The 25494-nt window shown below is 29.1% G+C and carries 25 protein-coding genes, 1 tRNA gene and 1 riboswitch; of the genes, 4 read left to right on the top strand and 22 right to left on the bottom strand.

Annotated features, from left to right (window positions below):
- Positions 1-18 precede the first annotated feature (18 nt).
- A complete protein-coding gene (kdpA, locus tag FGL08_RS02700; RefSeq protein ID WP_138209338.1) occupies positions 19-1701 on the bottom strand; it encodes a potassium-transporting ATPase subunit KdpA in 1683 nt (560 codons plus the stop codon).
- Positions 1702-1716: 15 nt separating this feature from the next.
- On the bottom strand, positions 1717-1794 hold the full coding sequence (gene kdpF, locus FGL08_RS13745; RefSeq protein WP_138211250.1) for a K(+)-transporting ATPase subunit F: 78 nt from the start codon (positions 1792-1794) through the stop codon (positions 1717-1719).
- A 258-nt stretch (positions 1795-2052) separates the two neighbouring features.
- On the opposite strand from kdpF, the gene FGL08_RS02690 reads away from it, so the two are divergent.
- Positions 2053-3873: an ATP-binding protein gene (locus tag FGL08_RS02690; protein ID WP_171011962.1), complete on the top strand. Its 1821-nt coding sequence runs from the start codon at positions 2053-2055 to the stop codon at positions 3871-3873.
- Between the two features lie 13 nt (positions 3874-3886).
- Positions 3887-4471: a response regulator gene (locus tag FGL08_RS02685; protein ID WP_138209336.1), complete on the top strand. Its 585-nt coding sequence runs from the start codon at positions 3887-3889 to the stop codon at positions 4469-4471.
- 126 nt (positions 4472-4597) lie between these two features.
- Here the strand turns inward: FGL08_RS02685 and FGL08_RS02680 are convergent, their stop codons facing one another.
- Positions 4598-5251 carry a hypothetical protein gene (locus FGL08_RS02680; RefSeq protein ID WP_171011961.1) on the bottom strand — a complete coding sequence of 218 codons (654 nt, stop codon included), beginning with the start codon at positions 5249-5251 and terminating at the stop codon, positions 4598-4600.
- Between the two features lie 190 nt (positions 5252-5441).
- On the opposite strand from FGL08_RS02680, the gene FGL08_RS02675 reads away from it, so the two are divergent.
- Together FGL08_RS02675 and FGL08_RS02670 are read left to right on the top strand one after the other, a co-directional pair.
- Positions 5442-5528, top strand: a tRNA-Leu gene (locus FGL08_RS02675).
- A gap of 810 nt (positions 5529-6338) precedes the next feature.
- Positions 6339-6794: a VOC family protein gene (locus FGL08_RS02670; RefSeq protein ID WP_138209334.1), complete on the top strand. Its 456-nt coding sequence runs from the start codon at positions 6339-6341 to the stop codon at positions 6792-6794.
- A 145-nt stretch (positions 6795-6939) separates the two neighbouring features.
- Here the strand turns inward: FGL08_RS02670 and FGL08_RS02665 are convergent, their stop codons facing one another.
- The 19 genes from FGL08_RS02665 to aroB form a co-directional block, all read right to left on the bottom strand.
- Positions 6940-8127: an amidase domain-containing protein gene (locus FGL08_RS02665; RefSeq protein WP_171011960.1), complete on the bottom strand. Its 1188-nt coding sequence runs from the start codon at positions 8125-8127 to the stop codon at positions 6940-6942.
- 216 nt (positions 8128-8343) lie between these two features.
- Positions 8344-10854 carry a magnesium-translocating P-type ATPase gene (mgtA, locus tag FGL08_RS02660; protein ID WP_138209332.1) on the bottom strand — a complete coding sequence of 837 codons (2511 nt, stop codon included), beginning with the start codon at positions 10852-10854 and terminating at the stop codon, positions 8344-8346.
- A gap of 445 nt (positions 10855-11299) precedes the next feature.
- On the bottom strand, positions 11300-12001 hold the full coding sequence (gene deoD / locus FGL08_RS02655) for a purine-nucleoside phosphorylase (RefSeq protein WP_138209331.1): 702 nt from the start codon (positions 11999-12001) through the stop codon (positions 11300-11302).
- A gap of 90 nt (positions 12002-12091) precedes the next feature.
- Positions 12092-12916, bottom strand: a complete 825-nt coding sequence (locus tag FGL08_RS02650; RefSeq protein WP_279232962.1) for a sensor histidine kinase — start codon at positions 12914-12916, stop codon at positions 12092-12094.
- An 8-nt stretch (positions 12917-12924) separates the two neighbouring features.
- Positions 12925-13971 (bottom strand): HAMP domain-containing protein, encoded by a 1047-nt coding sequence (locus FGL08_RS02645; protein ID WP_138209329.1) that lies wholly within the window; start codon positions 13969-13971, stop codon positions 12925-12927.
- A 240-nt stretch (positions 13972-14211) separates the two neighbouring features.
- Entirely contained in the window at positions 14212-15393 is a 1182-nt protein-coding gene (gene rpsA / locus FGL08_RS02640) for a 30S ribosomal protein S1 (RefSeq protein WP_138209328.1), read from the bottom strand.
- Between the two features lie 130 nt (positions 15394-15523).
- Positions 15524-16159: a thiamine phosphate synthase gene (gene thiE / locus FGL08_RS02635; RefSeq protein ID WP_138209327.1), complete on the bottom strand. Its 636-nt coding sequence runs from the start codon at positions 16157-16159 to the stop codon at positions 15524-15526.
- Between the two features lie 29 nt (positions 16160-16188).
- Positions 16189-17013, bottom strand: a complete 825-nt coding sequence (gene thiM / locus FGL08_RS02630) for a hydroxyethylthiazole kinase (RefSeq protein WP_138209326.1) — start codon at positions 17011-17013, stop codon at positions 16189-16191.
- Between the two features lie 2 nt (positions 17014-17015).
- Positions 17016-17822 (bottom strand): bifunctional hydroxymethylpyrimidine kinase/phosphomethylpyrimidine kinase, encoded by an 807-nt coding sequence (gene thiD / locus FGL08_RS02625; RefSeq protein WP_138209325.1) that lies wholly within the window; start codon positions 17820-17822, stop codon positions 17016-17018.
- Between the two features lie 129 nt (positions 17823-17951).
- On the bottom strand, positions 17952-18440 hold the full coding sequence (gene thiW / locus FGL08_RS02620) for an energy coupling factor transporter S component ThiW (protein ID WP_138209324.1): 489 nt from the start codon (positions 18438-18440) through the stop codon (positions 17952-17954).
- A gap of 134 nt (positions 18441-18574) precedes the next feature.
- A riboswitch (TPP riboswitch) is annotated at positions 18575-18687 on the bottom strand.
- A 123-nt stretch (positions 18688-18810) separates the two neighbouring features.
- Positions 18811-19275 carry a hypothetical protein gene (locus FGL08_RS02615; RefSeq protein ID WP_243117929.1) on the bottom strand — a complete coding sequence of 155 codons (465 nt, stop codon included), beginning with the start codon at positions 19273-19275 and terminating at the stop codon, positions 18811-18813.
- A 162-nt stretch (positions 19276-19437) separates the two neighbouring features.
- Positions 19438-19692: a hypothetical protein gene (locus tag FGL08_RS02610; protein ID WP_138209323.1), complete on the bottom strand. Its 255-nt coding sequence runs from the start codon at positions 19690-19692 to the stop codon at positions 19438-19440.
- A gap of 34 nt (positions 19693-19726) precedes the next feature.
- A complete protein-coding gene (gene aroQ, locus FGL08_RS02605; protein WP_138211248.1) occupies positions 19727-20152 on the bottom strand; it encodes a type II 3-dehydroquinate dehydratase in 426 nt (141 codons plus the stop codon).
- A gap of 134 nt (positions 20153-20286) precedes the next feature.
- Positions 20287-20793, bottom strand: a complete 507-nt coding sequence (locus FGL08_RS02600; RefSeq protein ID WP_138209322.1) for a shikimate kinase — start codon at positions 20791-20793, stop codon at positions 20287-20289.
- Positions 20793-21602, bottom strand: coding sequence for a shikimate dehydrogenase (gene aroE / locus FGL08_RS02595; protein WP_138209321.1), 810 nt, complete (start codon positions 21600-21602; stop codon positions 20793-20795). Before aroE ends, FGL08_RS02600 begins: the two co-directional genes overlap by 1 nt.
- Before the next feature lie 148 nt (positions 21603-21750).
- Positions 21751-22026, bottom strand: coding sequence for a chorismate mutase (locus FGL08_RS02590; RefSeq protein WP_138209320.1), 276 nt, complete (start codon positions 22024-22026; stop codon positions 21751-21753).
- Positions 22014-23114 (bottom strand): chorismate synthase, encoded by a 1101-nt coding sequence (gene aroC / locus FGL08_RS02585; RefSeq protein WP_138209319.1) that lies wholly within the window; start codon positions 23112-23114, stop codon positions 22014-22016. Before aroC ends, FGL08_RS02590 begins: the two co-directional genes overlap by 13 nt.
- A complete protein-coding gene (aroA, locus tag FGL08_RS02580; protein ID WP_138209318.1) occupies positions 23092-24351 on the bottom strand; it encodes a 3-phosphoshikimate 1-carboxyvinyltransferase in 1260 nt (419 codons plus the stop codon). Before aroA ends, aroC begins: the two co-directional genes overlap by 23 nt.
- 28 nt (positions 24352-24379) lie before the next feature.
- Positions 24380-25444, bottom strand: a complete 1065-nt coding sequence (gene aroB / locus FGL08_RS02575) for a 3-dehydroquinate synthase (protein WP_138209317.1) — start codon at positions 25442-25444, stop codon at positions 24380-24382.
- Positions 25445-25494 lie beyond the last annotated feature (50 nt).

Raw genomic sequence — 25494 nt, 5'->3', positions numbered from 1 at the left:
TTCCTCCTCAAGCCTTAATTAAATCTTTATCATAGTAAGATACTCTGAAATTGGCCCTAAAGCTATGGCTGGCAGAAATGTTAAGGCTCCTATAATTAAAATTATAAAAATAAGCATTATAGTAAACATTGAATTATCCGTTTTAAATGTAGAACTTGAATTTGGAACAAGTTTCTTAGATGATACAGAAGCTGAAACAGCTAAAAGTATAATCATAGATAAATACCTTCCAAGTAACATAACAGTTCCCGTACTTACATTCCAAAATAAGGTGTTATCCACAAGACCTTCAAAACCTGAACCATTATTTGCTGCAGAAGATGTAAATTCGTATAGAACTTGTGATAATCCATGGAATCCCCCATTGGTTATACTAGATACTCCTACCCTGCTTATTAACGCAATACTTGAAGGTATTAAAATAATAAGAGGATGAATTAATATAACTAATGCTACTAATTTAACTTCCTTAGCTTCTATCTTCTTCCCTAAAAATTCTGGAGTCCTTCCAACCATTAGTCCACATAAAAATACAGTTAATACAGCATACATTATGATGTTCATAAATCCTACACCTTCACCACCGAACACTGTATTAAGCATCATTTGCCACAGTGGAATTAACCCTCCTATTGGTGTTAAAGAATCATGCATATTATTTACAGACCCTGTAGTAAATGCTGTTGTAACTGTTGTAAATATACTAGACCCTGCTACCCCAAATCTAACTTCCTTTCCTTCCATATTACCCATAGATTGATTTATACCCATATTTGCAATAAGTGGATTCCCAGCTTTTTCAGCAGAATAGCAAACGCTAAGAGATGCTAAAAACAATATGCTAACAGCTGTAAATAAAGCCCATGCTTGTTTTTTATTCTTGCACATATATCCAAAGGCAAAAATTAACCCACCTGGAATAATCATCATAGATAACATTTCAACCAAATTGGTAAAAGGTGTTGGATTTTCAAATGGATGTGATGAATTAGCCCCGAAGAAACCTCCACCGTTAGTTCCTAAATGTTTTATAGATTCTAATGCGGCCACTGGACCTAAGGCTATATTTTGCACTCTTCCTTCTATAGTAGTGACCTTCTTATTAGGACTTAAACTTTGCGGAACCCCCTGGCATATTAGAACTATCGATACCACTATTGATAATGGAATCAATATTCTAGTAATAACCCTAGTTAAATCAACGAAAAAATTCCCCACAGTTTTCTTTGACCTTGTAAATCCCCTCATAAAAGCTCCAGCTATAGACAGTCCGGTGGCCCCAGAAGTAAACATCATAAAGATTATAACTAACATTTGACTTAAATAAGATAGTCCACTTTCCCCTGAATAATGCTGCAAATTAGTATTGGTTATAAAACTTGTAATGGTATTATAATTAAGAGAAGCATTCATGGACTTAATCCCATTAGGATTAAAAAAGTTTATGCCTTGAATTCCCAAAATCACAGCTCCGACCACGCACATAATAATATTAGTAACTATAAGAGCTATAGCATAGGTTTTCCAATCCATCTCTTCTCTTTTTATCCCACATATCTTGTATATAAAACCATCGATCTTGTCCATAACTGGATCAACAAAGGATGCATCCCCTGTAATTACACTGTATAAATACCTTCCAAAAGGAAGTATTATTATAATAAATAAGGCCAGCACCATTATAAATTGAACTATTTCCATAGTCATATCCTCCTTTTAAAATTTTTCTGGATTTATTAATGCATAACCTAGATAAAAAAATAAAATTATTGATAAAAATAAAATTATCTTCATATTCACCCCTACCTTTTAAAATATACCTAAATTTCCTACATCAAGGATAAATTATACACTTAACCCTTAAAACCAGAAAGCTTATTAAAATTCAGCCTTTAATTTTTTCCATACCATTAATCACGATTAGTTTAATTTATAATATTACTCCGTAGAGTTTCCTTCTGTTCTTTTAAATTAGCATAGTCATATGTGTTTGACTGCAATAAACTTAACGTTTATATTATGCTTATAATAGCTAATATCAGGGGTGTTTATATGTTTAGAAGTCTAAAAAGTAAATTAAACGCAATATATCTAACATTAGTTTTAACTTTATTAATAGTTAGCATAAATGCTTTTCTAAGATTGTATAATTTGAACCAATCTATAGAAAATCTAATGGTAGACAACTATAAAAGTATAAGTGCTTCAAGTAATATGAAAGAATCTATTGAAGAGGAGAATCTTGCAATATTAAATTTTATATATTATGAAAATGATAAAGCTCTAGAAGATATTAATCTTCATAATAAAACTTTTTATAAATGGTTTAACATAGAATCTAACAATATTACAGAAATTACAGAAAAAGAAAAGATAGATCTTATAGGAAGTCTATATTCTCAATTTGAAAATGAAGTATCTAATATTGAAAATATAAAAGTTAAGAATGGCACCAAATCTTCCATGAAACATTATGAAAAAAACTTAATTCCAATATATAAAAAGTTAAAAAAAGAACTATTAGGACTATCTTCTATAAATGAAAAAGCCATGTTTAATAGCAAAAATAATGTTCTAACTTCTGGAGAAAAATCACTATATTTCACCTTATTTCTCTCTTTAATTACTGTAATGGGTGGGCTCATAATTTCAAAACTTCTATTAAATAAATATTTTAGACCTATAGCTCTTTTAACTGAAAATGTTAAATCAATTAGAGAGGGTAACCTTAATCAAAGAATTAATATAATTTCTCAAGATGAAATAGGAATATTAACAAAAGAATTTAACAATATGACCGAACGACTTGAAATGTATGAAAAAAGTACTACTGGTGAGTTAATGAAAGAAAAAAACCGTTCCATCACCTTAGTTAAAAGTATCCCTGACCCATTAATATTACTAGACTCAAAATTTAGAGTTCTATTAATAAATAAGGCATGTGAGAACTTTTTTAATCTTAATGAAATGGAAAGTTTAAATAAGTCTATTCTGAACATTATAAAAAACAGTGATTTATATAATCATATATCAGATGTTATAGCTAATAAAAATAAAGAAAACCAAAAGATAATTCCTATTAAAAAAGGTGATAAAATTTATTTCTTCAACACTATTGTCACTGCTGCTGAAAACAAAAGAGATATTATAGTTGTGCTACAAAATGTCACTCAGCTAAAAAAACTAGAAGAAATAAAAAATAACTTTATCTCAACTGTATCACATGAATTTAAAACCCCACTTAACTCTATAATTCTTGGTACTAGTCTTCTTATAGAAGAAGATATGGGAGAATTAAATACCACGCAAAAAGAAATATTAGAGACCATAATGGAGGATGGAGAAAAGCTTTCCTCCCTAGTAATAAACTTACTACAATTAACAAAAATAGAATCTGATAAAGCCATATTCAATTATTCCTTATGCTCAATAGAAGGTATTATTGATGATTGTTACAAAAACTTTTATGAATTAGCTGAGAAAAAAAGTGTAAATCTATGCTATGAAATGTCAGAGAATATACCTAAAATTGAAATTGACAGTCAAAAAATTAATTGGGTTATAAACAATCTTCTGTCCAATGCATTAAAATTTACTAATCCTGGAGATGAAATATGTATAAAGGCATTTAAGTGCAGTGATAAAATTTTTATTACCGTATCTGACACTGGCATTGGTATACCAGAAAAATATGTTGATAAAATTTTTGATAAATTTGTCCAGATTCATGATTCTAGCTTTGAGCTAAAAAGTACAGGCTTAGGACTTGCCATTGCAAAAGAAATCGTACAAGCTCATGGTGGAAACATTTGGTGTGAGAGCACATTAGATATGGGAAGTACTTTTACTTTTACTCTACCTTTAGACGAATAGGAGGCCATATTAAATGAAAAAAATTTTAGTTGTAGATGATACTAAAAATATCAGAACACTTTTAAAAACTTGTTTAGAGCTTAACGGCTATGAAGTATACACAACTGCCAGTAGCGAAGATGCCTTAACAATTTTAAGAGGAACCCAAATAGACTTGGCTTTTTTAGATATAAAAATGCCTAAAGTTAGTGGTACTGAACTTTTAAGAAAAATGAGAAATCTAGGTATATCTACTCCTGTAATTATAATGACTGCTTTTGCTACCATAAAAAATGCTGTTGATTGCACCAAATTGGGCGCCGTTGCTTATATACAAAAACCTTTTACTGCAAATAAAGTAAAAACTATTTTAGATGAAGTATGGGAATCTATCCAAAACAAAGAATCAGAAATCGAAAAAAACTTAAAATTAGCAGAAGATCTAATTAAAATTAATAAATTAGAAGAAGCATTAATATTATTAAAAAAGAGTTTAGCTTTAAATCCAAGTTGCAGTACTACCTATAACTTAATGGGAAAAATTTATGAATTAAAGAAGGACTTTCAAAAAGCGGAGACATTTTTCTCAGTGGCTAATGAGTTTAAGGATTTAAAATAAACTACACTTAGAAATTTTAATCTTTGAACTACTTATTTAGTGAAGAATTAAAGAACTTAGAACTTAAACATATTATGTATAACTCTAATTTTGACTTATTAACATATTTACTTATAATTAGTGTACTTATCCACAATTCTTCAAATTTTCTTTCTCCAAAGTGCATAACTTATCTAACTTTTCTAAAACTTTTTTAAATTCTTTCTTAATATAATCGTTATTATAAATTTCTTTATAAGTAACTTTATCTATATCTATTTTTAGAATTTCTACATACTGATTTCCATAGATTTTTTTTAACAAATCTTCATATATAACCATTAGCTTATCTTTTGAATCCTGGGTATAAAAATCAGAATTCAATATATCATAATTTAATTTTTCGATAATACCATAAAGCTGATAAATATAGCTTATTTCCCTTAAGGAATAATCTCCACTTAACATAGAAACTGAGGAAGCATAATTTTTATTTATAGGAATAGGATAAGGTGTATCTAAGTCATCTTCCTTAGCATCTTTTAAAGTTCTTATACTTTGAAAAATAGAAGTACAAATGTCAAGTCTTACGATATTAGCATCTTGAGACAGTTTTTTTTCTCTACATTTTTCTTCGTATGCCCTATTCACTTCTAATATCTTATACTGCTCCTCTATATTTTTTTGTGTAGTCTTCTTAGATGTAAGCCAACTAAACCATCCACCAATTAAAGTTCCAATTATTATTGCTGCTGCAGAAATAAAGGTTGTTACTAAGTGTTCGGGAACATCAAAAAACACTTTTCCACCTCCTAAACTTCTCATAGGTACAAAAATAGATTTTACAATTCATAAAATAATTATACTTTTTTTATGAAAATAATTTTATTATTCTTATGATATTAATAACCTAACATAATATATAATAAATTTATTCTTGAATTTATATATATTATGTGATAAACTTTTTAAGTAAGCTAAATTAAACCATGCCGAAGTGGTGGAACTGGCAGACGCGCTGGACTCAAAATCCAGTGGTAGCAATACCGTGCGGGTTCGATTCCCGCCTTCGGCACCAATTTTAAAAGAAAGCACATAACCTATTGAAAACATTATATTTTAGGTTATGTGCTTTTTAGTTATATTTTATCTATGCTTTTCTTTTAAACAAAGTATTTTTAAATACTCCTAAACTATAATTACACTTAAGATTAATTTTTTATTATTGTTATTAATACATCTATATAATTTTACCCTTATTTACTTTCTTTAAAAAACTCTAAATCTGAAAAACTTATAATAAAAGATGTTAGAATTGAATATTCTATTATATCCTTTAACTTAAAATTGCCCTTCAAATAGCTGATTATAGTAGAAAAAAAAATGATTAATGAAAAAAACTTAATAAATGTTTTTTTTAAGTCAATATTAGCTCTATACTTCACAATTTTAAAAATGATTGCCAAAACTATAAAAGCTCCCATAAATAAGATAAAAAAAACATAAAACCATCCAAACTTTTTAGTAAAATATGAGTTAGTATTAATTTTATTTAATACGATGAGAGCAATAGTTGATGCTATAAAAATTAAAAGCAATTTATCTTTTAAGCTAGACAACCTATCTTTTTTATTTATTTTAATCTCTCCTTCTATTTAATTAATCTTATATATACTATAAAATTTAACATATATTGGGCATTTTTAGTATGTTTCTCATATAACATATTGGTTTATATTATATATATTTTTTAAAATTGTTTTTTATAATATCTTTTAAAAAGTTTATTTTTATAACGCTATTGGTTATAATTAAAGTAAATTAATTTAATTATACAAAAGATAAAATACTATTAAACTAAATTTTTATTAAACAAAGGAGAAATCATATGTTAGGAAAACTAGCTCATGTAGGAATAACTATTAGAAATACAGAGGACTCTGTTAAATTTTACACAGAAGTTTTAGGTCTTAAATTAATTGATAGTATGGTAATGCTTGGCCCTCAAGTAGAGGCCTTAACCAATATAGAAAATGCTAAATTAAAAGTTACTTATCTTAATAACAGTGAAGATTTACAGTCACCACCAATAGAACTTATAGAATTTATAGGATGTAAGGAATTTTCAAAACCCTATGATAAACTTTCTAATATAGGAATCTCAGAAGTGTGTTTTCTTGTAGAAGATATAGACTCTACCTATGAAAACCTAAGGGCAAAAGGTGTTGAATTCTTATCTCCTCCACAATATTTTGATTTAACATCTCAAAATTGTGGAAAAAGTAAAGCTGTATACTTTAAAGATATTGATGGAAACATATTAGAACTTATGGAAGTTTTATAAAGAATATATAAAAGACCAAGGAACTTAATCCTTGGTCTTTTACAAATTAATTCATATAACTATTTACAATTTAGTACCATATATTTGTGCCATTTTTGTAAAAATATAAAACTCTGACTAAGAAATCAGAGCTTTATATTTTTCTTTACCACTTATAACTACCTTCAATTTTAATTGTTGTTTTAGGATATTTACTGTTTGGCCATTGTAATAGTAATCTTTCATTTAATCTATCACTAGTATGGCAAGCTATAAGAAAATCTATTAATCTCCCTCCCCTATATAAATTTTCTACTATTACAGTACCATGTTCATTCTCTATTTGAACAATATCTCCAGGCTTCAAAGTTCTCATATCCACCCCAACCTTTGCCCGTAGTCCTCCTCCTTCAGTATTTTCTCTTGCATATTTTCTAAAATGCAAAACTGATGTCCAAGAGGAAGATCTCCCAATTCTACTAGAAGATTCATTCCACTGACTGGTGAAATATTTCCATATATATGGCTGTTGTAAATCCATAACTATACCTCCAGCATGAATGCATTGGGATGTAAAATTAGTACAGTCTCCACCTAGGTCTTCAAAATCAAGGTATTTAGGATTTCTCTTTAAAGCCCAGCGTTTTGCATAATTAACAGCACTTTCTCTATTATAATTACTCCAAGAAGAATTGCTCCTGTATAACGCATTTTCCTCTAAGTTTCTTTCTAATTCACTGTTATATTTACTGCTTAAATAATCATTTTTATATAAAGTATTTTCTCTTCCTATTTTTTCAGTTTCTATGTTATTAAAACTCAAGTTAGCTAAAGTATAATCTCTATTATATCTCGATTTAAATAATATTCTTCTTTGAACCTGCTCTAAATTTTTTCTATCATTTAAGGCAGTAAAAAATATATAATTAAGCTCTTTTATAAAAACATCCTTATTTTCATGATTAAGAATTTTAAATACTCCATTAACTCTTATTAATTTAAAGAAATGATTATTACTACCTTCTGTACACACATTAAGAGAGTTATACCTATATTTAAATCTCTCTTTTATATTGATTTTATATATACAATCTTTTTTTTCTATGTCTTTAATATAAAGACTAAAATCATACTCACTTAGGAAATTTTCATCTGGATAATCTCTCCTATAATTTATTAATGTGTTTAAAACCATTTCATTTCGCTTTAAGGAACAAAGTGAATCTATAGAATCATAGAAAAACTCCTCGTAACTACGTATATCAAGATTTTTTAGAGAATTATATATTTTTATAAAATATTGTTCTATAAAAAAATAGACACTTTCCATCTCTTCCTTACTTAAATCTTTCATAAACATTTTCTCCTCTAAATCATTACTATGTTATAAATTACTGTTAACTACAAAACCGTAGATTTTATAGGTGGTAACTATAAATCATTGTTATATTAAATATTATTTTTAGTTATTTGATTATATGTATAAGCACCGTAAAATATAATATAACTAAAATAAAAGTGCTTAATTTCTACTTATAAACTGGTAGAAACCAAACACCTTTATTGTTCATTAATCTATTTCATATTTTTTAGCATAGTGTGTTTTTACTATTTGAGTTAGTACAATATATCCGATGAGTATAAGAACCAGTATTGGATAATACATAATTGGAAGCTTTACAAAACCAAAGGCACTTCCTATAGGTAAATTTACTAAAAAAACGCCTGTTAATGCAATTAATATAGATGTTACAGTCAGCTTAAAGCTTGCCCTACTTTGTATAAACGGTATTTTATTTGTTCTTATCACATGAATAATTAAAGTTTGAGTTAATAGTGATTCTAAAAACCATCCTGTCTGGAACATGGCAGGATTATTATATGATTTAAATACAAACCATAATACAAAGTATGTTATATAATCAAATATAGAACTTATAGGCCCTATACACATTATATATTTTTTAATATTATCAACTTCCCATTTTCTAGGTTTTTTAATCCACTGCTCATCCACTCCATCTGTAGGAATAGCACTTTGAGATATATCATAAAGTAAGTTATTAGTTAAAACTTGAAGTGGCAACATAGGTAAAAAAGGTAGAATTACGCTTGCCCCTAATACGCTAAACATGTTTCCAAAATTAGAACTAGCAGTCATCTTTATATATTTTATAATATTTCCAAATACCCTTCTTCCTTCTAAAACCCCCTCTTCTAACACCAATAAATTATTCTCAAGTAGTATGATATCAGAGCATTCTTTTGCAATATCAACGGCTCCATCTACAGATATTCCTACATCTGCTGCCTTCAAAGCTGGTGCATCATTTATTCCATCTCCCATAAATCCAACAACATTTCCCCTAGATTTTAAGGCTTTAATTATTCTTTCTTTATCTAAAGGAGAGAGTTTTGCAAATACTGTTGTGCTTTCTGCTTTTATAGCAAGTTCTTCATCATCCATTTTTTCTATATCACTACCTAGTAAAATCTCATCTACAGAAAGGCTAACTTCCTTGCATATTTTTTTAGTGACTATTTCATTATCTCCTGTTAATACTTTTACATCAACATTGTATCCTTTAAATTTTTCAATAGCTTCTTTAGATGTTTCCTTTGGTGGATCCAAAAAAGCCATAAACCCTAATAAAGTTAGCTCCCTTTCATCATCCATAGTATACTGATTTTTTAATTTGCTATGATTTTTATATGCCACAGCAATTACTCTAAATCCATCTTTATTTAAATCCCTTGACATATTATAAATTCTTTTTGTATTTTCTTTTGTAAATTCCTCCGTACCCTCTTTTATTTCATAATTTAGGCATAAAGATAAAACTTCTTCAACTGCCCCTTTGCAAATTAATATATCTTCTGTCCCTTCCTTTCTAACTACTACAGACATTCTTTTTCTTTGAAAGTCAAAAGGAAGTTCATCAATTTTCTCATATCGTTTTGGAACATTAAATTCCTCTTCCCCATTTTCTCTATACTCTAAAATAGCCTCATCCATAACATTTTTTAACCCTGTTTGATAGAAACTATTCATATAAGCATACTTTAATACTCTCTTACTTTCTTCACCGTATATGTTTAAATGTTTTTCAAGTTCAACTTTTCCACAAGTTATGGTTCCAGTCTTATCTGTACATAATATATTCATTGCTCCAAAATTTTGTATGGCATTTAGTTTTTTTACTATAACTTTTTTCTTGCCCATGGCTATAGCCCCTTTAGACAAGTTTACAGTAACTATCATTGGAAGCATTTCAGGGGTTAGTCCTACAGCAATTGCTATAGCAAATAAAAAAGCTGAACCCCAACTCCCTTTTGATATTCCATTTGCCAAAAATACAATCGGTGCCATTATGAAGATAAATCTTATCATTAACATAGTAAACTTATTTATACCCTTATCAAAACTAGTAAGCTCTCTTTTTTGTACAAGTTTTGCATTAACCTTACCTAAATAAGTATTTTTCCCTGTACTAATAACTCTTGCAATAGCAGTTCCACTTTCAACATTAGTTCCCATAAGGCATAAGTTAGGATTCTCTAATGGGTTATTAAATTCTTTTTTAACTACATTTTTCTCCACTGGAATAGATTCACCAGTTAAGGCAGATTGATTTATAAATAAATCTTTACTTTCTATAAGTTTTAAATCTGCTGGTATCATATCTCCTGAGGATAAATGAATAACATCTCCTTGAACTATCTCCTCAAAAATTACTTCTCTTTTTCTTCCATTACGTATTACAGTACATCTTGTGGTTACTAGAGATTTTAGTGTTTTTGCTGAATTATCAGCCTTAGTCTCTTGAACAAATTTTAAAATAACACCTAATCCAATCATTGCAATCATTACAATAGTAGCTTTTCTGTCCCCAGTTAAATACGATACAAAAGCAAGTATACTCAGTAATATAACTAAGGGGTTTTTTATATTATCTATAAATTTCCTTAATAAAGTTTCACCTTTTTCCCCTTCAATACTATTAGGTCCCATTTTCAATAATCTCTTTTTAGCTTCTTCCTCTGTTAATCCTGATATTAAATTTAATCTATTTATTTCCATAACAATACCTCCACTAGGCACAGTTATTCCAGTATATTGTATGAAAGAACTTTCATACAATATACTGGAATAACTGTGCCTTTTTATTTAATTTCGGTAACTCACACCTCAGTGGAATGGAATCTTCCATGCAATCTCACCCCCTATAAATAAAAAAATCCCCATTTAAGCAAATGAAGATTTAAATTTTATGTGCAAAAATTAGGTTTAAAATTTATTTAATTTATTTATACACTAATATCATATTCTCCACATAAAAAAATGTAAACAAGTTTAACAGTTTTTTAACCTAATATATACTTAGAAAAAACATTTAAATATAAAAAATCCTATAAAATAAACTTTTTTAAAATAGTCTATTCCATAGGATACATTTTACTTTTTAAGTTTTATAGTGTTTTTATGAGCACAAACAGGCTAAAGAGCCTATGTGTTTTCTATAAAATTATTCTGCAAGGCTAAGTGCAACTTCTATCATTTGAGTAAATGTAGTTTGACGCTCTTCAGAAGTTGTTACTTCTCCTGTTAGTATGTTATCACTAACTGTTAGTAATGCAAGAGCATTCACTCCATACTTAGCTGCTAGACTGTAAAGTCCTGCTGTTTCCATTTCTATAGCTAATACTCCGAAGTTAGACCAAATTTTCCATGCTTCTGGATCATCATCATAGAAAGTATCTGATGTTAAGATATTTCCAACATGAGTGTTTATTCCTAGATTAGAAGCTCCATCATAAGCTTTCTTTAAAAGTTCAAAACTAGCTGTTGGTGCAAAATCTCTTCCGCTAAATCTTATTTTATTTATGCTTGAATCTGTAGAAGCACTCATAGCAATTATAACGTCTCTAACATTAACATGCTTTTGGATAGTACCACAAGTTCCAATTCTTACAAGGTTTTTTACACCGTAACTATTAATTAACTCATCTGCATAAATTGAAATTGATGGGATTCCCATGCCTGTTCCTTGTACAGAAACTTTTTTTCCTTTATAAGTTCCAGTAAAACCGTACATTCCTCTAACTTCATTATAACAAACTACGTCCTCTAAAAATGTTTCTGCTATAAACTTAGCTCTTAGTGGATCTCCTGGTAGTAATACGGTTTCTGCTATTTCACCTGATTTTGCTGAAATGTGTAAACTCATATATTCTCCTCCATTCATGGTTTATAAAAAATATTATAGCATAAATTAAAAATTTGTAAAAAACTTTACTGAAAATAGTTATTTATAATATTAACTATATATATCAGAAAACTCTATTTCTATTTTTTCTTTTAGAGATTCTCTTACTATTTTCTCTTCTTTATACTCTTTATCTACTATCCTTGATGGAAGTGATATTATGAATTCACTACCACATCCAGGTTCACTTTTTAGAATGATATCACCATGATGCATGTCCACTAAAGATTTTACAATAGAAAGTCCTATACCCGTCCCTTCATGCTTCCTAATATATAATTCATCAACTTGTCTAAATCTTTCAAATATAACCTTCTGTTTTTGTTCCTCTATACCCTCCCCTGTGTCTTTTACTCTTATACATACGTCACTACCTCTATCTATAATATCTACAGATATATAATCTCCTTTTTCTGTAGATTTTATAGCATTAGAAAATAAATTTAGTAAGATTCTTTCTATTTTATCTTTGTCAATAGCTATTATTTTCTCTTCAACATCTGTATCAAAAATAATATTTCTTCCTATTTTATTCATGTACTCAACAGTAGCCAAAGTTAAATTTTCTACAACTTCCACTATATTTTCATTGCTAAGATTAAGCTCTAATGAAGCTGAATCTATACAAGTTATATCTATTAGATTATTTGTAAGTCTAATTAGTCTCTGTGTATTTTGTCCCATTATGTCTATATATTTAATTATCTTTGTTGAATCTAATACTTCTTCATTTATATTATAATCTTTAAAGTTTATTCTATTTTCCTTAACATATAGATTCAATAACTGTATAGTAGAGAAGATAACATTTAATGGTGTCTTTAACTCATGAGATATATTAGAGAAGAATTCTACCTTTAATCTATCATATTCTATAGTTTCATCTAAAAGTTGCTATTTTCCCTTATTAAAACATTTAGGCTGTGACCCAAATCACCTAACTCATCACTCCTCTTAACATTGCATTGAACAGATAAATCACCATCAGATGCAACTTTCATACATTCCTGCATTTCTTCAATAGGACTTATGACAGATTTAAGTAAATAATAAAGAGCAATTAATATAGTAGATATAACACAAACACTAATAAAAATAGTAAACCTTCTAAGCACCCTTATATCTTGACTTAGTTCATCATAATTAGCTGTCATAGCAATAGACCAAGGTACATACTTTACTGGTCTATACGCAATTATTTTACTTCCTTCTTCATAATCATACTTCCCTACACCAGAAATTCCACTAACCATGTTATTAGCTATCTCTCTCAATTTTTCATTGCTTGAGTTTAACATATTTTCCTTTAAAATATGCTCCTTTTTAGGATAAGCCATAGGTCTACCTTGTGAGTCAAGCATGAAAGCATAACCTTTCTCTCCCATTCTTTCTACATTTATAACATCTGTTAAATGAGAAAGACTTATATTTACCGATAATACACCTTTTATTTCCCCATTTCTCTTTATAGGTGAGGCTATTGCTATTACAGGAGTACCGCGATTTTTTGATATTATAGGATCTGATATTACAATATCTCCATTAACTGCTGATTTAAAATAACTTCTATCTTTAATACTTCCTTTATTTCCACTATCATCAATATAATTGCCATTTAAATCGCTTACTAGTATAAGTGTAAAGTTCTTGCAAACTATATGGTTTTCTTTCACATAATGAAAAAACTCTTTGTATTTAGATTTACTAATAAGTTCATTGTCCGAAAATAGTTGCACTATAAGCTTCCATTGTTCTAATTCATTATTCATACCATCTACAAGCTTTTCAACTTTGTCTTCTGCGTTCCCCTGAATATATTTATTTAAGAGCTGTTTAGACTCATAATAACAAGTGAATGATAGTATAAATAAGCCCAAAGCTGCTACTGCAAAAACTGGGACTATAAATTTTTTCCTTAAGCTATTTTTCATATAATATTCCTTCCCATTCTAAGGCATATTCACTATAACAAAAGTTATTGTTTTATTTATACATTCCTTTATAAAAAGTTCTACTATATTGTACTATATTAAATTAAAAAAAGTTGTCGAAACGTGCAATGCATATACATATTAAAGTATATTTACTATATTAAAACATAAAAAAGATGAGTACGATTACATACCCATCTTTTTTTATGTTTTAAATTCTTACTTTTTATGTTTCATTTGTTATTTTAAATTCAAACCTTTTAGTTTTTCCTTTAATAAATCTCCTAAAGAACTACTTGATTCTTCTTGATCTATATACTTAGAAATATCCTCTACAGGCTTTTCTTTTGCATCTTTTATACTTAATGCAATTCTATGATTCTCTTTATCAATATTTAAAATTTTAACTTTAACCTTGTCAGAAGGTTGAAGTACACTAGAAGGCTTCCCTATATTCTCTTCACTAATTTCTGTTACATGAACAAGCCCTTCTATTCCCTCATATATTTCTACAAAAGCTCCAAAATCTAAAGTTCTAGAAACCTTACCTTCTACAACATCACCTTCACTAAATCTCTCTAAAATAGTATTCCATGGGTCTTCACCTAATTCTTTTAGGCTAAGAGAAATTCTCTTTTTATCCCTATCTACATCAAGTACATATACATCTAAACTTTGCCCTACAGACACCACTTCTTCTGCATTTCTAACTTTTCTAAAAGAAAGTTCAGATATATGAATTAACCCCTCTTCTCCACCTAAATCTACAAAGGCACCAAAATTCATTATTTTACTTACAGTACCCCTTCTCACTTCACCTTTTTTAATTTCATTCCAAAAGACTTCTTTTTTACTATTAATCTCTTCTTGTTCAATTACTCTTCTTGATACTACTATCTTTTCATGTCTTCTATCTATTTCTACTATCTTTACTTCTAAAGTTTTTCCGACATAAACTTTTAAATCCTCAACATAGTGTGCAGATACTAAAGATGCAGGCATAAAGGCTTTTAATCCTTTAACAGTACCTCTAATTCCACCCTTTACAACTTCCCCTGCTTTAAATTCTACTATTTCTTCTTTTTTATTCGCATTATAAAGACTATCCCATAGCTTTATCTCATCAGCTCTTTTTTTAGATAGTAACACATTTCCTTCACCATCATCTATTTTTAATACATAAACATAAATTTCTTCATCTTCCTTAACTATTTCTGATGATACAACATCATCATTAAAAGAAAGCTCGTTAAAAGGAATTATTCCGTCTTTCATGCCTCCTATATTAACCATAACTTCTTTATCTAATACAGATAATACCTTACCTTTTATTACATCTCCAACTTTAACTCTCTTCATAGAATGTTCTATGGATTGCATAGCCTCTTCCATGGTTAAGTCTTCATTATGATTTAAATCCATAACATACAACTCCTTTATTTAGAGCCATAAGCCCTGTTAAAATTCTTGCTATACTTATTATATCAACAAAGTGCTTTAATTAAAACAAAACTACTAAGTTTTTAACCTAGTAGTTTAAATAATTATTTATCTATAATTTATTTTTTAAATCTTCCGTAGCCACTCTTATATTCTCTTCCCCTAGAATGCATGAAACTATTGAAACTCCTTGAACTCCTGTATCCATAACCAATTTTGCATTACTATGATTTATACCACCAATTCCCACTATAGGTATTTTAATATTATGCTTTATTTCTCTTAAAAGTTCCAATCCGAGCCCTTGTTTTGCATCTTTTTTAGTTGAAGTTTTAAAAATTGCTCCTACACCTAAATAATCTGCACCTTCTCTCTCAGCTACTACTGCCTGTTCTAAAGTTTGAGCCGATACTCCTATAAGTTTTTCTTCCCCTAGTATATTTTTTGCAATCTTAAGAGGTATATCACTTTGCCCAATATGAACTCCTTCAGAATTTACAGCTAAAGCTATATCTAATCTATCATTTATTATTAAAGGAATATTATATTTTGTAGTTACTTCTTTAACTTCTAGTGCTATATTATAAAATTCTAAACTTGAACAATTTTTCTCCCTTAGTTGTATTAAAGTAGCACCACCTAGAATCGTATCTTCCACAGCAGATTTTAAATCTCTTCCATTTAAAACATCTCTATCTGTTACTAAATAAATAGTATAATCCACCTTACTTTTATCAAAATTTCTCACAATTACACTCTCTTTCTTTGCATATATTTTTATAATAAGAATACTTTTCCTCTTTCCCTAAAATCCTCTTCTTTTAAATTATATATATTATCAAAAATTCTTACTCTAAAAGTACCTATACCCTCATTCGCTTTTAAACTCTCCAAGGCCTTTTCCCCTGCAATACCCATGGCCATAATCCCTGATATAGCACCTATAAATCCATCCTTATTAATAGCCGTAAAAGAACCTATTAAAGATGAACTCATACAGCCTGTCCCTGTAACCTTAGATAAAGTAGCATGACCATTTTTAATTAAAACAAGTTTTTTCCCGTCAGATATATAATCTATTTCTCCTGTAATAGCTACAACTGAATTTAATTTTAAAGCTAGATTTTTTGCTATTTCCTCTGCACCATCTAAACTTTCTGAAGAATCCACTCCTTTAATCTCACTCTTTAGTCCTGAAAGCATTTTAATCTCAGACATGTTTCCCCTAACTACAGTAAAATGTAATTTATCCAAAAGTTTTCTTGCAACTTCTGTTCTATACTTTGTAGCGCCTACTCCCACTGGGTCTAACACTATAGGAATATTAAGTTCATTTGCTCTCTCTCCTGCCTTTAGCATAGCATCTACTGTTCTGGAATTTAATGTTCCTATATTTATAACTAATGATGAAGCTATAGAAACCATGTCCTGAACTTCATTTATATCGTCAGCCATAACAGGAGATGCTCCTATAGCTAAAGTTATATTTGCACAATCATTTACAGTAACGTAATTTGTTATATGATGAACTAATGGATTCTTTTCTTTTAAATTATATAGTTTATTACTACATTCTTTTAATAACTCTCTATTTATTTCCATTATTACTTCACCTCCAAACCTGCTAACTTATATAATTGGTAGAAATGATGTGTTGGCCCAACACCATGACCTATGCTAAATGAGTGCTTTATGGCCATAGTTATATAATCTTTTGCCCTTTTTACAGCTTCCTCCAAATCGTATCCTAAGGCTAAATTAGATGCTATCGAAGAAGATAAAGTGCAACCTGTCCCATGAGTATTTTTAGTATGTATTTTTTCGCCCTTTAAATAATAAATCTCACCTTTATGGAATAAAACATCTGTAGCATTATGGTCTAAATGTCCCCCTTTAAGCAATACACTTTTAGGTCCTAGTTTATGTATATCTTTTGCTGCTATGACCATCTTATCCAAAGTATCAATTTTTCTATCTAAAATAACCTCAGCCTCTGGTATATTAGGAGTTATAACTGTTGCTATGGGAATTAATTTTTCTATTAAAGTTTTCTTAGATTCTGGTTTTAAAAGGTCAAATCCACTTTTAGATATCATAACAGGATCTAAAACTATGTTACCTGCATTGTATTTTAAAAGTCCTTCAGCTATTGCATCTATAGTTTCAATCTTAGATACCATACCTATTTTTACTGCAGAAACCTGAATATCTTCATATATACAACTAATCTGATTTTCTATAATATCTTTATCTATATCTTGCACATCAAATACCCCCATAGTATTTTGGGCTGTAATTGCAGTAATAACTGACATTCCATAAACTCCATGAGCAGAAAAAGTTTTTAAATCTGCTTGTATTCCAGCTCCACCACAACTGTCTGAACCTGCTATAGTTAGTACATTTTTCATATATATCTCCCCTTTTCCTTTGAATTTTTGCTTTTGATTTATACTTACTAATATGTATTTTAAATTCCAATTGTAAATCATATCTTAAGTTCTATACTTTTATATTTTTGTTATACTTAAATTTAATTTCTAATAAAACTTATTTAAATTTCTACTACTAATAACCTTCATAATTAAATAGGCAATAATACTTCCTCCTATAGTGCTAAGTAAGAAAGGTATTATAAAAAAGAAAGCCCCCACCTTTTTTCCCATTAATAAACTTGCTATTGGAAAAGCCATTAAGCTCCCTATAATACCAGTACCTACAACCTCGCCTATTACAGCATAAATATCCTTATTAAATTTTCTATAGAATATTCCTGCTAAAACTGCTCCAAACATACTTCCTGGAAAAGCAAGTAAACTCCCTGTACCTAGAATATTTCTAAGTAAAGAAATTAAAAATGCATTTCCTAAAGCATATAAAGGCCCTAAGAAAATAGCAGATAGTACATTAATAACATGTTGAATAGGAAAACACTTAGAAACTCCCACTGGTATATAAATAACATGAGATGACATTACACCTATAGCTATTAAAATTCCAGAGCATGTCAGTTTTTTTGTATTACTCATATAACCACCCCCGTGCACACTTATTAATATTAAAAAAATAAAAAAATGCAAACTCAGTTTCGGATTTGCATTATCATAAATAAGCTTCCTAAGTTCCAATAGAATTAAAAATCCCAATTAAAACTTAGCAACTATTACATTACAATTATGTTTCCTACGCTGGCATTACCCAGATCAGGTTAAAGGGTCAAAGACTTTATAGGGTCTTTATCTCAGCCGGCCATATCCAGCCCCCCTGTTTTATAGGTTTAATAGTTTATATAAATTAATTTTAACACAATGTAATATTTGTCTCAAGATTCAAATAATAAATTCCCTTATAACTTAGTCCTTTAACTTAACAATTTTTGAAGATTAAGCTTAGACTATATTATACTATTTCTATTTGTTCCGCCTCTTTCTCCTCTAAATAATCACATAAATCCTTAAAATCTTGTAACCACTTTATCTTAGCAAGTTCCCTTAAATCTATTATGATGCCTGTACTCCTTTGCTTTAAATACTCCATATTATATATTTCTGTCTCAACAAATCCATCCTTGCAATTATATACACATGGCACAAACTTATCCCAATTATTTTCAAAATATTTAGTCTTTGCAAAGCATAATCTGTATATGTGAAAAATCATTCCTAGTGGTGAGGTTTTTATGGCAAACTTATGACTGAAATATTCCTGAGTTGGATACTTCTCCTGTATTCTCTCCCAATATATACGCTCGTTAGAATGAAGATTATATTTATCTAAGATCTTACACTTCTCCTTCCCTAAGTCATCTCTCATAACTTTTTCCCTAATCTCAGGATCTAATTCCATTAACTTATTCTTGTGCAAAAAAACTCCCCCTTAAGTTTATTCTTATGTTAATTTTATTTTCAACTTAAAGTAAGTTATGTTTCTAATATATATTATAGATAGAACTTATAGATTCTATTTACAATTTAAATGGAAGTCATATTTGACTTCCATTTAGTATACTTCTATAATATTATAATTCTATTTTTTCTTTCTTCTTGTATACTCATGACATACTATAATTCCTATGCCAATGGCAGCATATGCTGGAACAAATATTCTCTCTAATCCTCTACTCATATTTTTACCTATTGGAGTATTAATTATCATTGGTGGTAGTATTACAAATATAATTGTAAGGTAATTATACGGTTTCCTAATAGCTATATAATCCTTAAGAATTAATATTGCAAGTAAAGTAAATGAAATAAAAGATATTATATTAGAAATAGTCATATTTTATTCCCCTTAGATTTAATATTTTATTAATCTATATGTTAACCAAAGCCTCCATTGCTAATTTATATCCTAAAAATCCAAGGCCTGATATTTGTCCTATGCAAGCTGCTGCCGTAACGGATTTATGTCTAAATTCTTCTCTTTTATAAATGTTACTTAGGTGAACTTCTATGGTGTCTATATCAACAGATTTTAAAGCATCATAAATTGCTATACTGTAATGAGTGTAAGCTCCTGGATTTATAACTATACCATCATATTTTCCATAGGCTTCTTGTATAAAATTTATGATTTCTCCCTCAATATTACTTTGTTTTAATGTTACTTCTGCTTTAAGTTCTTCTGCCGTACATCTTATATAAGAGCAAAGACCTTCGTAAGTTTTAGCTCCATAAACTTCTTTTTCTCTTATACCTAAAAAATTCAAATTAGGTCCATTTATAACTAAGATTTTCATTTTTTTATCTTCCATTTATATCCCTCCTCTACTGAGATTAAATCTGCTTCCATAACTTAGTTTTTATTTGTATATTTTTTATAAATAAAAATTATATATTTCTAGTTCTTTACTACCTTGTCTAAATGATAAATTTAAATTATCTTCTCTCTTTTTAAAATCTCCATTACTTCATTTAAAGTTTCTTCTAATGTGCCTTTATTTAAAACTCTATAATCCCCATATATTCTATAAAGTTCGTACCTGTCATCGTATAATTTATGTAGATTATCTTTCTTATCTTTTAATAGAGGTCGATTTTCTATGTCTATATCCTTAATAATATTATCTAAAGGTCTATCTATAAAAATTAACACTCCATTTTCTTTTAAACAGTTTATATTCTTTTCTCGCTTTATTACTCCTCCACCTGTAGATATTATGGTGGATTTAAGCACACTAACTTTCTCTACATATTGTTCTTCTATACCTCTAAAATACTCTTCACCACTTTCAAAGATTTCAGGGATTTTCTTATTTTCACCTTTTTCTATAAAGCGGTCTAAATCTATAAAATCTAAATTTAACCTCTTAGATAAAAAATAACCCAAAGCGCTTTTCCCGCACCCTGGCATACCTATTAAAACAATATTTTTACTCATTACTTACTCATCATATGCTTATGAATATCATTAACTATATCATAAGAAACTTCCATGCAATTCCAAATGCTTTGTGCCTTTATAGCTTGGGCAACTAGCATGTACATACCATTTACAGCTTTTAATCCCTCTTCACCAGCTTCTTTTAAAAACTTAGTCTCTAATGGATTATAAATAATATCCACTGCTGCTTTAAACTTTTTAAAATATTTTTTATCTATTGGTGTAAAATCACATTTAGGATACATTCCTACAGGAGTACAGTTTACAACTAGGGCAGCCTCTTTTATAGAACCTAGTTCTTCATAATTTATAACTTTATATTGGGGATATTTTTTCTTTCCCTCTTCCTTATTTCTAGTTACAAATATAATTTCCCTAGCACCATTATCAAAAAGGTATTGAACTACAGCTCTTGATGCTCCCCCTGTACCTAAAATTACTACATCTTCGCCTTTAAAATCTATATTATAATGTTCTAATGTCATACCAAACCCATAGTAGTCTGTGTTGTAACCTATAGCTTTCCCATTATTTATCTTAACCACATTTACAGCGCCTATTTTCTCTGCCTCTTCACTTAAGGAATCTAGATACTTTATAATCTCTAATTTATAAGGTATTGTCACAGTAATACCTTTATAATCTAAAGCCTTTAATCCTGGGATTACATGACAAAGACGTTCTCTCTCAACTTGAAATACTCCGAAATGTCCGTCTATGTTTATACTTTCTAAAATTTTATGATGAATTTCTGGAGAATAAGTATGTCCTAATTTCTCCCCAATTATTCCATATAACTTTTCCATAACTTATCTTTAGTGAGAATAACTCATAAGTTACAAATTCTCACTAAACCCTCCTTTATTTCTTATTATTTATTTAAATTCATAATTAATCATTAAAGTTTCTATAGTATATCTATGTATTAAATCTCAAGCAACTTCACTAACTTAATTATTCCTTATACCCCACATGATACTGTACTTTTTTGCTAATTTCCATAAGTTTTGTAAAAAAATCTTCTAAATATTCTTCATACTTAATATTATTTAAATTTTCTTTAGCCTGTTTTATCACTTGTTCTTCTCTATTTTTATCTAGTATAGGTAAGGACCTTTCTTTTTTATATTCCATAACTTTTAAAGAAAGATTTAATCTCTCCTCAAATATTCTAACTAATTCCTTATCTATATTATCAATTTCTCTTCTTATGTTTTTTATATCTTCCATACTTCACCCTCTCTTTCTAATATTAAATCAAGAATTGTAAGTGCTGTAACACTCTCAATAACAGGAACCGCTCTAGGTACTATACATGGATCATGTCTACCCTTTACCTCTAATTTAACCTCTTCGAATTTTTCTATGTCCACTGTATCTTGTGAAATTCCTATAGAAGAAGTGGGTTTTATAGCCACCCTAAAAATTAAAGGCATTCCAGTAGTAAGTCCCCCAACAACTCCACCATTATTATTTTTTAGTGTTACTATTTTTCCATTATCTATTCCATAAGGGTCATTTGCTTCGGAGCCCTTTAATTTAGTTATATTAAATCCTGATCCAAACTCTATTCCCTTAACTCCTGGAACTGAAAATATCATATGCGATAATCTGCTTTCCACAGAATCAAAAAACGGTGAGCCTAATCCCACTGGAAGATTTATAGTTGCAATTTCTATAATTCCTCCTCTCGAGTCCAGTTCCCCTCTTCCTTTTAGTATCTCATCTTTCATAAGAATCCCCTTATGTTCGTCCATAACAGGGAATTCCTTATGCCTTAAATTTAAAAATAGGTTCTTATCTAAGTTTTTAAAATCAAAGAATTCTTCTTCTATATTATATATGCTTTTTATATGACTTCCTAAATATATACCCTTGCTCTCTAAAAGTTTTATCGCAATGGCTCCTGCAAAAACTAAAGGTGCTGTAATTCTACCAGAGAAATGACCTCCACCTCTATAATCATTAAATCCTAAATACTTTTCTTTGGCAGGATAATCTGAGTGGCTTGGTCTCATTTTAGATTTTAACTGGCTATAATCCTTAGATTTTGTATCCTTATTAAAAATCACTGCACATAGTGGCGTTCCTGTGGTTTTCCCCTCAAAGACTCCACTTAAAATATTAAACATATCAGCCTCATGACGTGGAGTTGTAAGCTTGCTTCTTCCTGGTGCTCGTCTTTTCATTTGAAACTTTATAAATTCTAAATTTAATTCTACACCTGCCGGAAGTCCATCTATAACTATGCCAATTCCCTCTCCATGAGATTCTCCAAAAATACTCAGTTTTAGTTTATTCCCTATTACTCCACTCATGCAAAATTCCTCCTAACTCCTTATAAGTATTCCAAAAATGAGGATATGACTTATTTACAGATTCACTACCTTTCAATATTATAGCTTCTCTACACCTAGTTCCTGCTATAGCAAGGGACATAGCTATTCTATGATCATTCCAGCTATGAACTTCTACTCCCCCTTGCAGTTCCTCTGTTCCTAATATAATAAGTCCTTCATCTAGTTCTTCTATATTAGCACCTAAGGCTTTAAGTTCTGTGCATATAGCCCTTAATCTATCCGATTCCTTTATTCTAAGCCTTCCAGCATTAAAAATGTGAGTTTTTCCAAGTCTTAAAGAAGAAAGTACTGCTATAATAGGAACTAAATCAGGAATCTCTGAAGCATCTATTAGGGTATCTCTACTTTTTTTATTTTCTATAGTCTTTATAACTTCAATAATCTCCTTATCTCCTTGAAGTGAATTTAAGTTAAGTCCTTCAACTTTAATTTCATTACCTAATGCCTTTCCTACTAAAAAGAAAGCTCCTTGAGAAAAGTCTCCTTCAACCTTGTAATCAAAAGATTTATAACGTTGATTTCCTTTTATATAAAATACCTTATAACTTCTATTTTCTATAACTATGCCAAAGTTCCTCATCATGTCTATGGTAAGATCTACATAAGCTTTGGATTCCAAATTATTTTTAATTTTTATAATAGAATCTTCTTCTAAAAGTGGTAGAGCAAACAATAGTCCAGATATAAACTGAGAACTTATATTTCCCTCCACTTCAAAATTTCCACCCACTAACTTTCCTTCTATAGTAAGTGGTAATTTTCCATTATGATTTTCATACCTAATACCCTTTTCCTTAAATATATTATAATAAGTAGTAAGTGGCCTTTCTACTAATTTTCCACTTCCATAAAATTCACTCTTATTTGATTTTAATAAAGCTATAGGAATTAAAAATCTTAGAGTAGACCCTGATTCCCTACAGTTTATAATAACTTCATCAAAGTTTTTAGAACAACATCCGTTTATAACTAAAGTTTTCATTTTATCATCTTCATCTACTATTTTAATAGTAGCACCTATTGTCCTCATACCTTCTATGGTTGCCTTTATATCTTCAGATAAAAGTACATTTGAAATCACACTTTCCCCTTGTCCTAAGGCCGCACATATTATAGCTCTATGGCTTAAACTTTTAGAAGGAGGTATACTAACATCTCCTTTTAAAAAGTTAGGTTCTATCCTTAAAGTAGCCATAAATTCACCACCAATCTTAAATTAAAATTTAATTAAAAAATCTTTCTATATTAGCTATATATACTTTTTCTATAAAAGCTTCTCCTAGTTCCCTTAAAAGTATTAAGTTTATATACTTACTCATAACCTTTTTATCTAATGTTACGCACTCTAAAACCTTAGTTATATCCATACTAGGTGTATTAAAATCTATCTCATACTTCTTAAGAATTTGCTTTATAAGTTCTGAAGTCCCCTTCTTTGTATAACCTAAAGTCTCGCTATTTTTAGTTATACAATACATTCCAAGTGCAACAGCCTCTCCATGAGTATACTTTTCATAGTTAAAATATTTTTCTATAGCATGACCTAGTGTGTGACCAAAATTTAAAATCATTCTAATGCCAGTATCCTTTTCATCCTTCTCCACAACTTCCTTTTTTATAGTGCAGCAAGTGTGGATTATATAATTCATATTTTCTTTTAATTCTTCCAGTGAATTATATTTTAAAAGATTATAAAATAACTTATCACTTTTTATACACCCGTACTTAATAACCTCTCCCATTCCATCTTTTATAAATCTTTTATCTAAGGTATTTAAAACTAAAGGGTCTATAATTACTTTTCTAGGATGATAAAAACTTCCTATAAGATTTTTCCCTTGCTCTAAATTTACTGCAACTTTCCCACCTATGCTACTATCTATTTGAGCTAAAAGAGATGTGGGAATTTGAATATAAGGTACACTTCTTAAATAAGTAGATGCCACAAATCCCGTTAAATCACCTACCACTCCTCCACCTAAGGATATTATTAAATTAGAACGAGAAAGTTTAAAATCTAAAAGTTCTCCATATAAATATGAAGCCATATCTAAAGACTTACTTTCTTCTCCCGGTTTTATCTTTACTAGTTTAACACTAAATCCTCCTTGTTCTAATAAATCTATTATCTTTTCTCCATAAAACTTATAGACATTATAGTCCGTAACTATTAGTATTTTATCTCCCTTGTAAACTTCACTTACTAACTCAGGAATTCTATTAAAAAGACCATTTTCTATATGAATTTTGTAGTTATTATCCTTTAAATTTATTTCTATTTCCTTCATATTAATAAGAATGCCTTCTTTCCCTATTTATATTGTATAAATATAATATA

The sequence above is a fragment of the Hathewaya histolytica genome, assembly GCF_901482605.1.
Classification (GTDB): Bacteria; Bacillota; Clostridia; order Clostridiales; family Clostridiaceae; genus Hathewaya; species Hathewaya histolytica.
This window is presented reverse-complemented; position numbering and strand designations above follow the sequence as displayed.

What these genes read in the sequence shown, in the direction of transcription:
- kdpA (WP_138209338.1), bottom strand. Translation starts at nt 1,701, where the DNA reads ATGGAAATAGTTCAATTTATAATGGTGCTGGCCTTATTTATTATAATA.
- kdpF (WP_138211250.1), bottom strand. Translation starts at nt 1,794, where the DNA reads ATGAAGATAATTTTATTTTTATCAATAATTTTATTTTTTTATCTAGGT.
- FGL08_RS02690 (WP_171011962.1), top strand. Translation starts at nt 2,053, where the DNA reads ATGTTTAGAAGTCTAAAAAGTAAATTAAACGCAATATATCTAACATTA.
- FGL08_RS02685 (WP_138209336.1), top strand. Translation starts at nt 3,887, where the DNA reads ATGAAAAAAATTTTAGTTGTAGATGATACTAAAAATATCAGAACACTT.
- FGL08_RS02670 (WP_138209334.1), top strand. Translation starts at nt 6,339, where the DNA reads ATGTTAGGAAAACTAGCTCATGTAGGAATAACTATTAGAAATACAGAG.
- FGL08_RS02665 (WP_171011960.1), bottom strand. Translation starts at nt 8,127, where the DNA reads ATGAAAGATTTAAGTAAGGAAGAGATGGAAAGTGTCTATTTTTTTATA.
- mgtA (WP_138209332.1), bottom strand. Translation starts at nt 10,854, where the DNA reads ATGGAAATAAATAGATTAAATTTAATATCAGGATTAACAGAGGAAGAA.
- deoD (WP_138209331.1), bottom strand. Translation starts at nt 12,001, where the DNA reads ATGAGTTTACACATTTCAGCAAAATCAGGTGAAATAGCAGAAACCGTA.
- FGL08_RS02645 (WP_138209329.1), bottom strand. Translation starts at nt 13,971, where the DNA reads ATGAAAAATAGCTTAAGGAAAAAATTTATAGTCCCAGTTTTTGCAGTA.
- rpsA (WP_138209328.1), bottom strand. Translation starts at nt 15,393, where the DNA reads ATGGATTTAAATCATAATGAAGACTTAACCATGGAAGAGGCTATGCAA.
- thiM (WP_138209326.1), bottom strand. Translation starts at nt 17,013, where the DNA reads ATGGAAATAAATAGAGAGTTATTAAAAGAATGTAGTAATAAACTATAT.
- thiD (WP_138209325.1), bottom strand. Translation starts at nt 17,822, where the DNA reads ATGAAAAATGTACTAACTATAGCAGGTTCAGACAGTTGTGGTGGAGCT.
- thiW (WP_138209324.1), bottom strand. Translation starts at nt 18,440, where the DNA reads ATGAGTAATACAAAAAAACTGACATGCTCTGGAATTTTAATAGCTATA.
- FGL08_RS02610 (WP_138209323.1), bottom strand. Translation starts at nt 19,692, where the DNA reads ATGACTATTTCTAATATAATATCTTTTATTTCATTTACTTTACTTGCA.
- aroQ (WP_138211248.1), bottom strand. Translation starts at nt 20,152, where the DNA reads ATGAAAATCTTAGTTATAAATGGACCTAATTTGAATTTTTTAGGTATA.
- FGL08_RS02600 (WP_138209322.1), bottom strand. Translation starts at nt 20,793, where the DNA reads ATGAGTAAAAATATTGTTTTAATAGGTATGCCAGGGTGCGGGAAAAGC.
- aroE (WP_138209321.1), bottom strand. Translation starts at nt 21,602, where the DNA reads ATGGAAAAGTTATATGGAATAATTGGGGAGAAATTAGGACATACTTAT.
- FGL08_RS02590 (WP_138209320.1), bottom strand. Translation starts at nt 22,026, where the DNA reads ATGGAAGATATAAAAAACATAAGAAGAGAAATTGATAATATAGATAAG.
- aroC (WP_138209319.1), bottom strand. Translation starts at nt 23,114, where the DNA reads ATGAGTGGAGTAATAGGGAATAAACTAAAACTGAGTATTTTTGGAGAA.
- aroA (WP_138209318.1), bottom strand. Translation starts at nt 24,351, where the DNA reads ATGGCTACTTTAAGGATAGAACCTAACTTTTTAAAAGGAGATGTTAGT.
- aroB (WP_138209317.1), bottom strand. Translation starts at nt 25,444, where the DNA reads ATGAAGGAAATAGAAATAAATTTAAAGGATAATAACTACAAAATTCAT.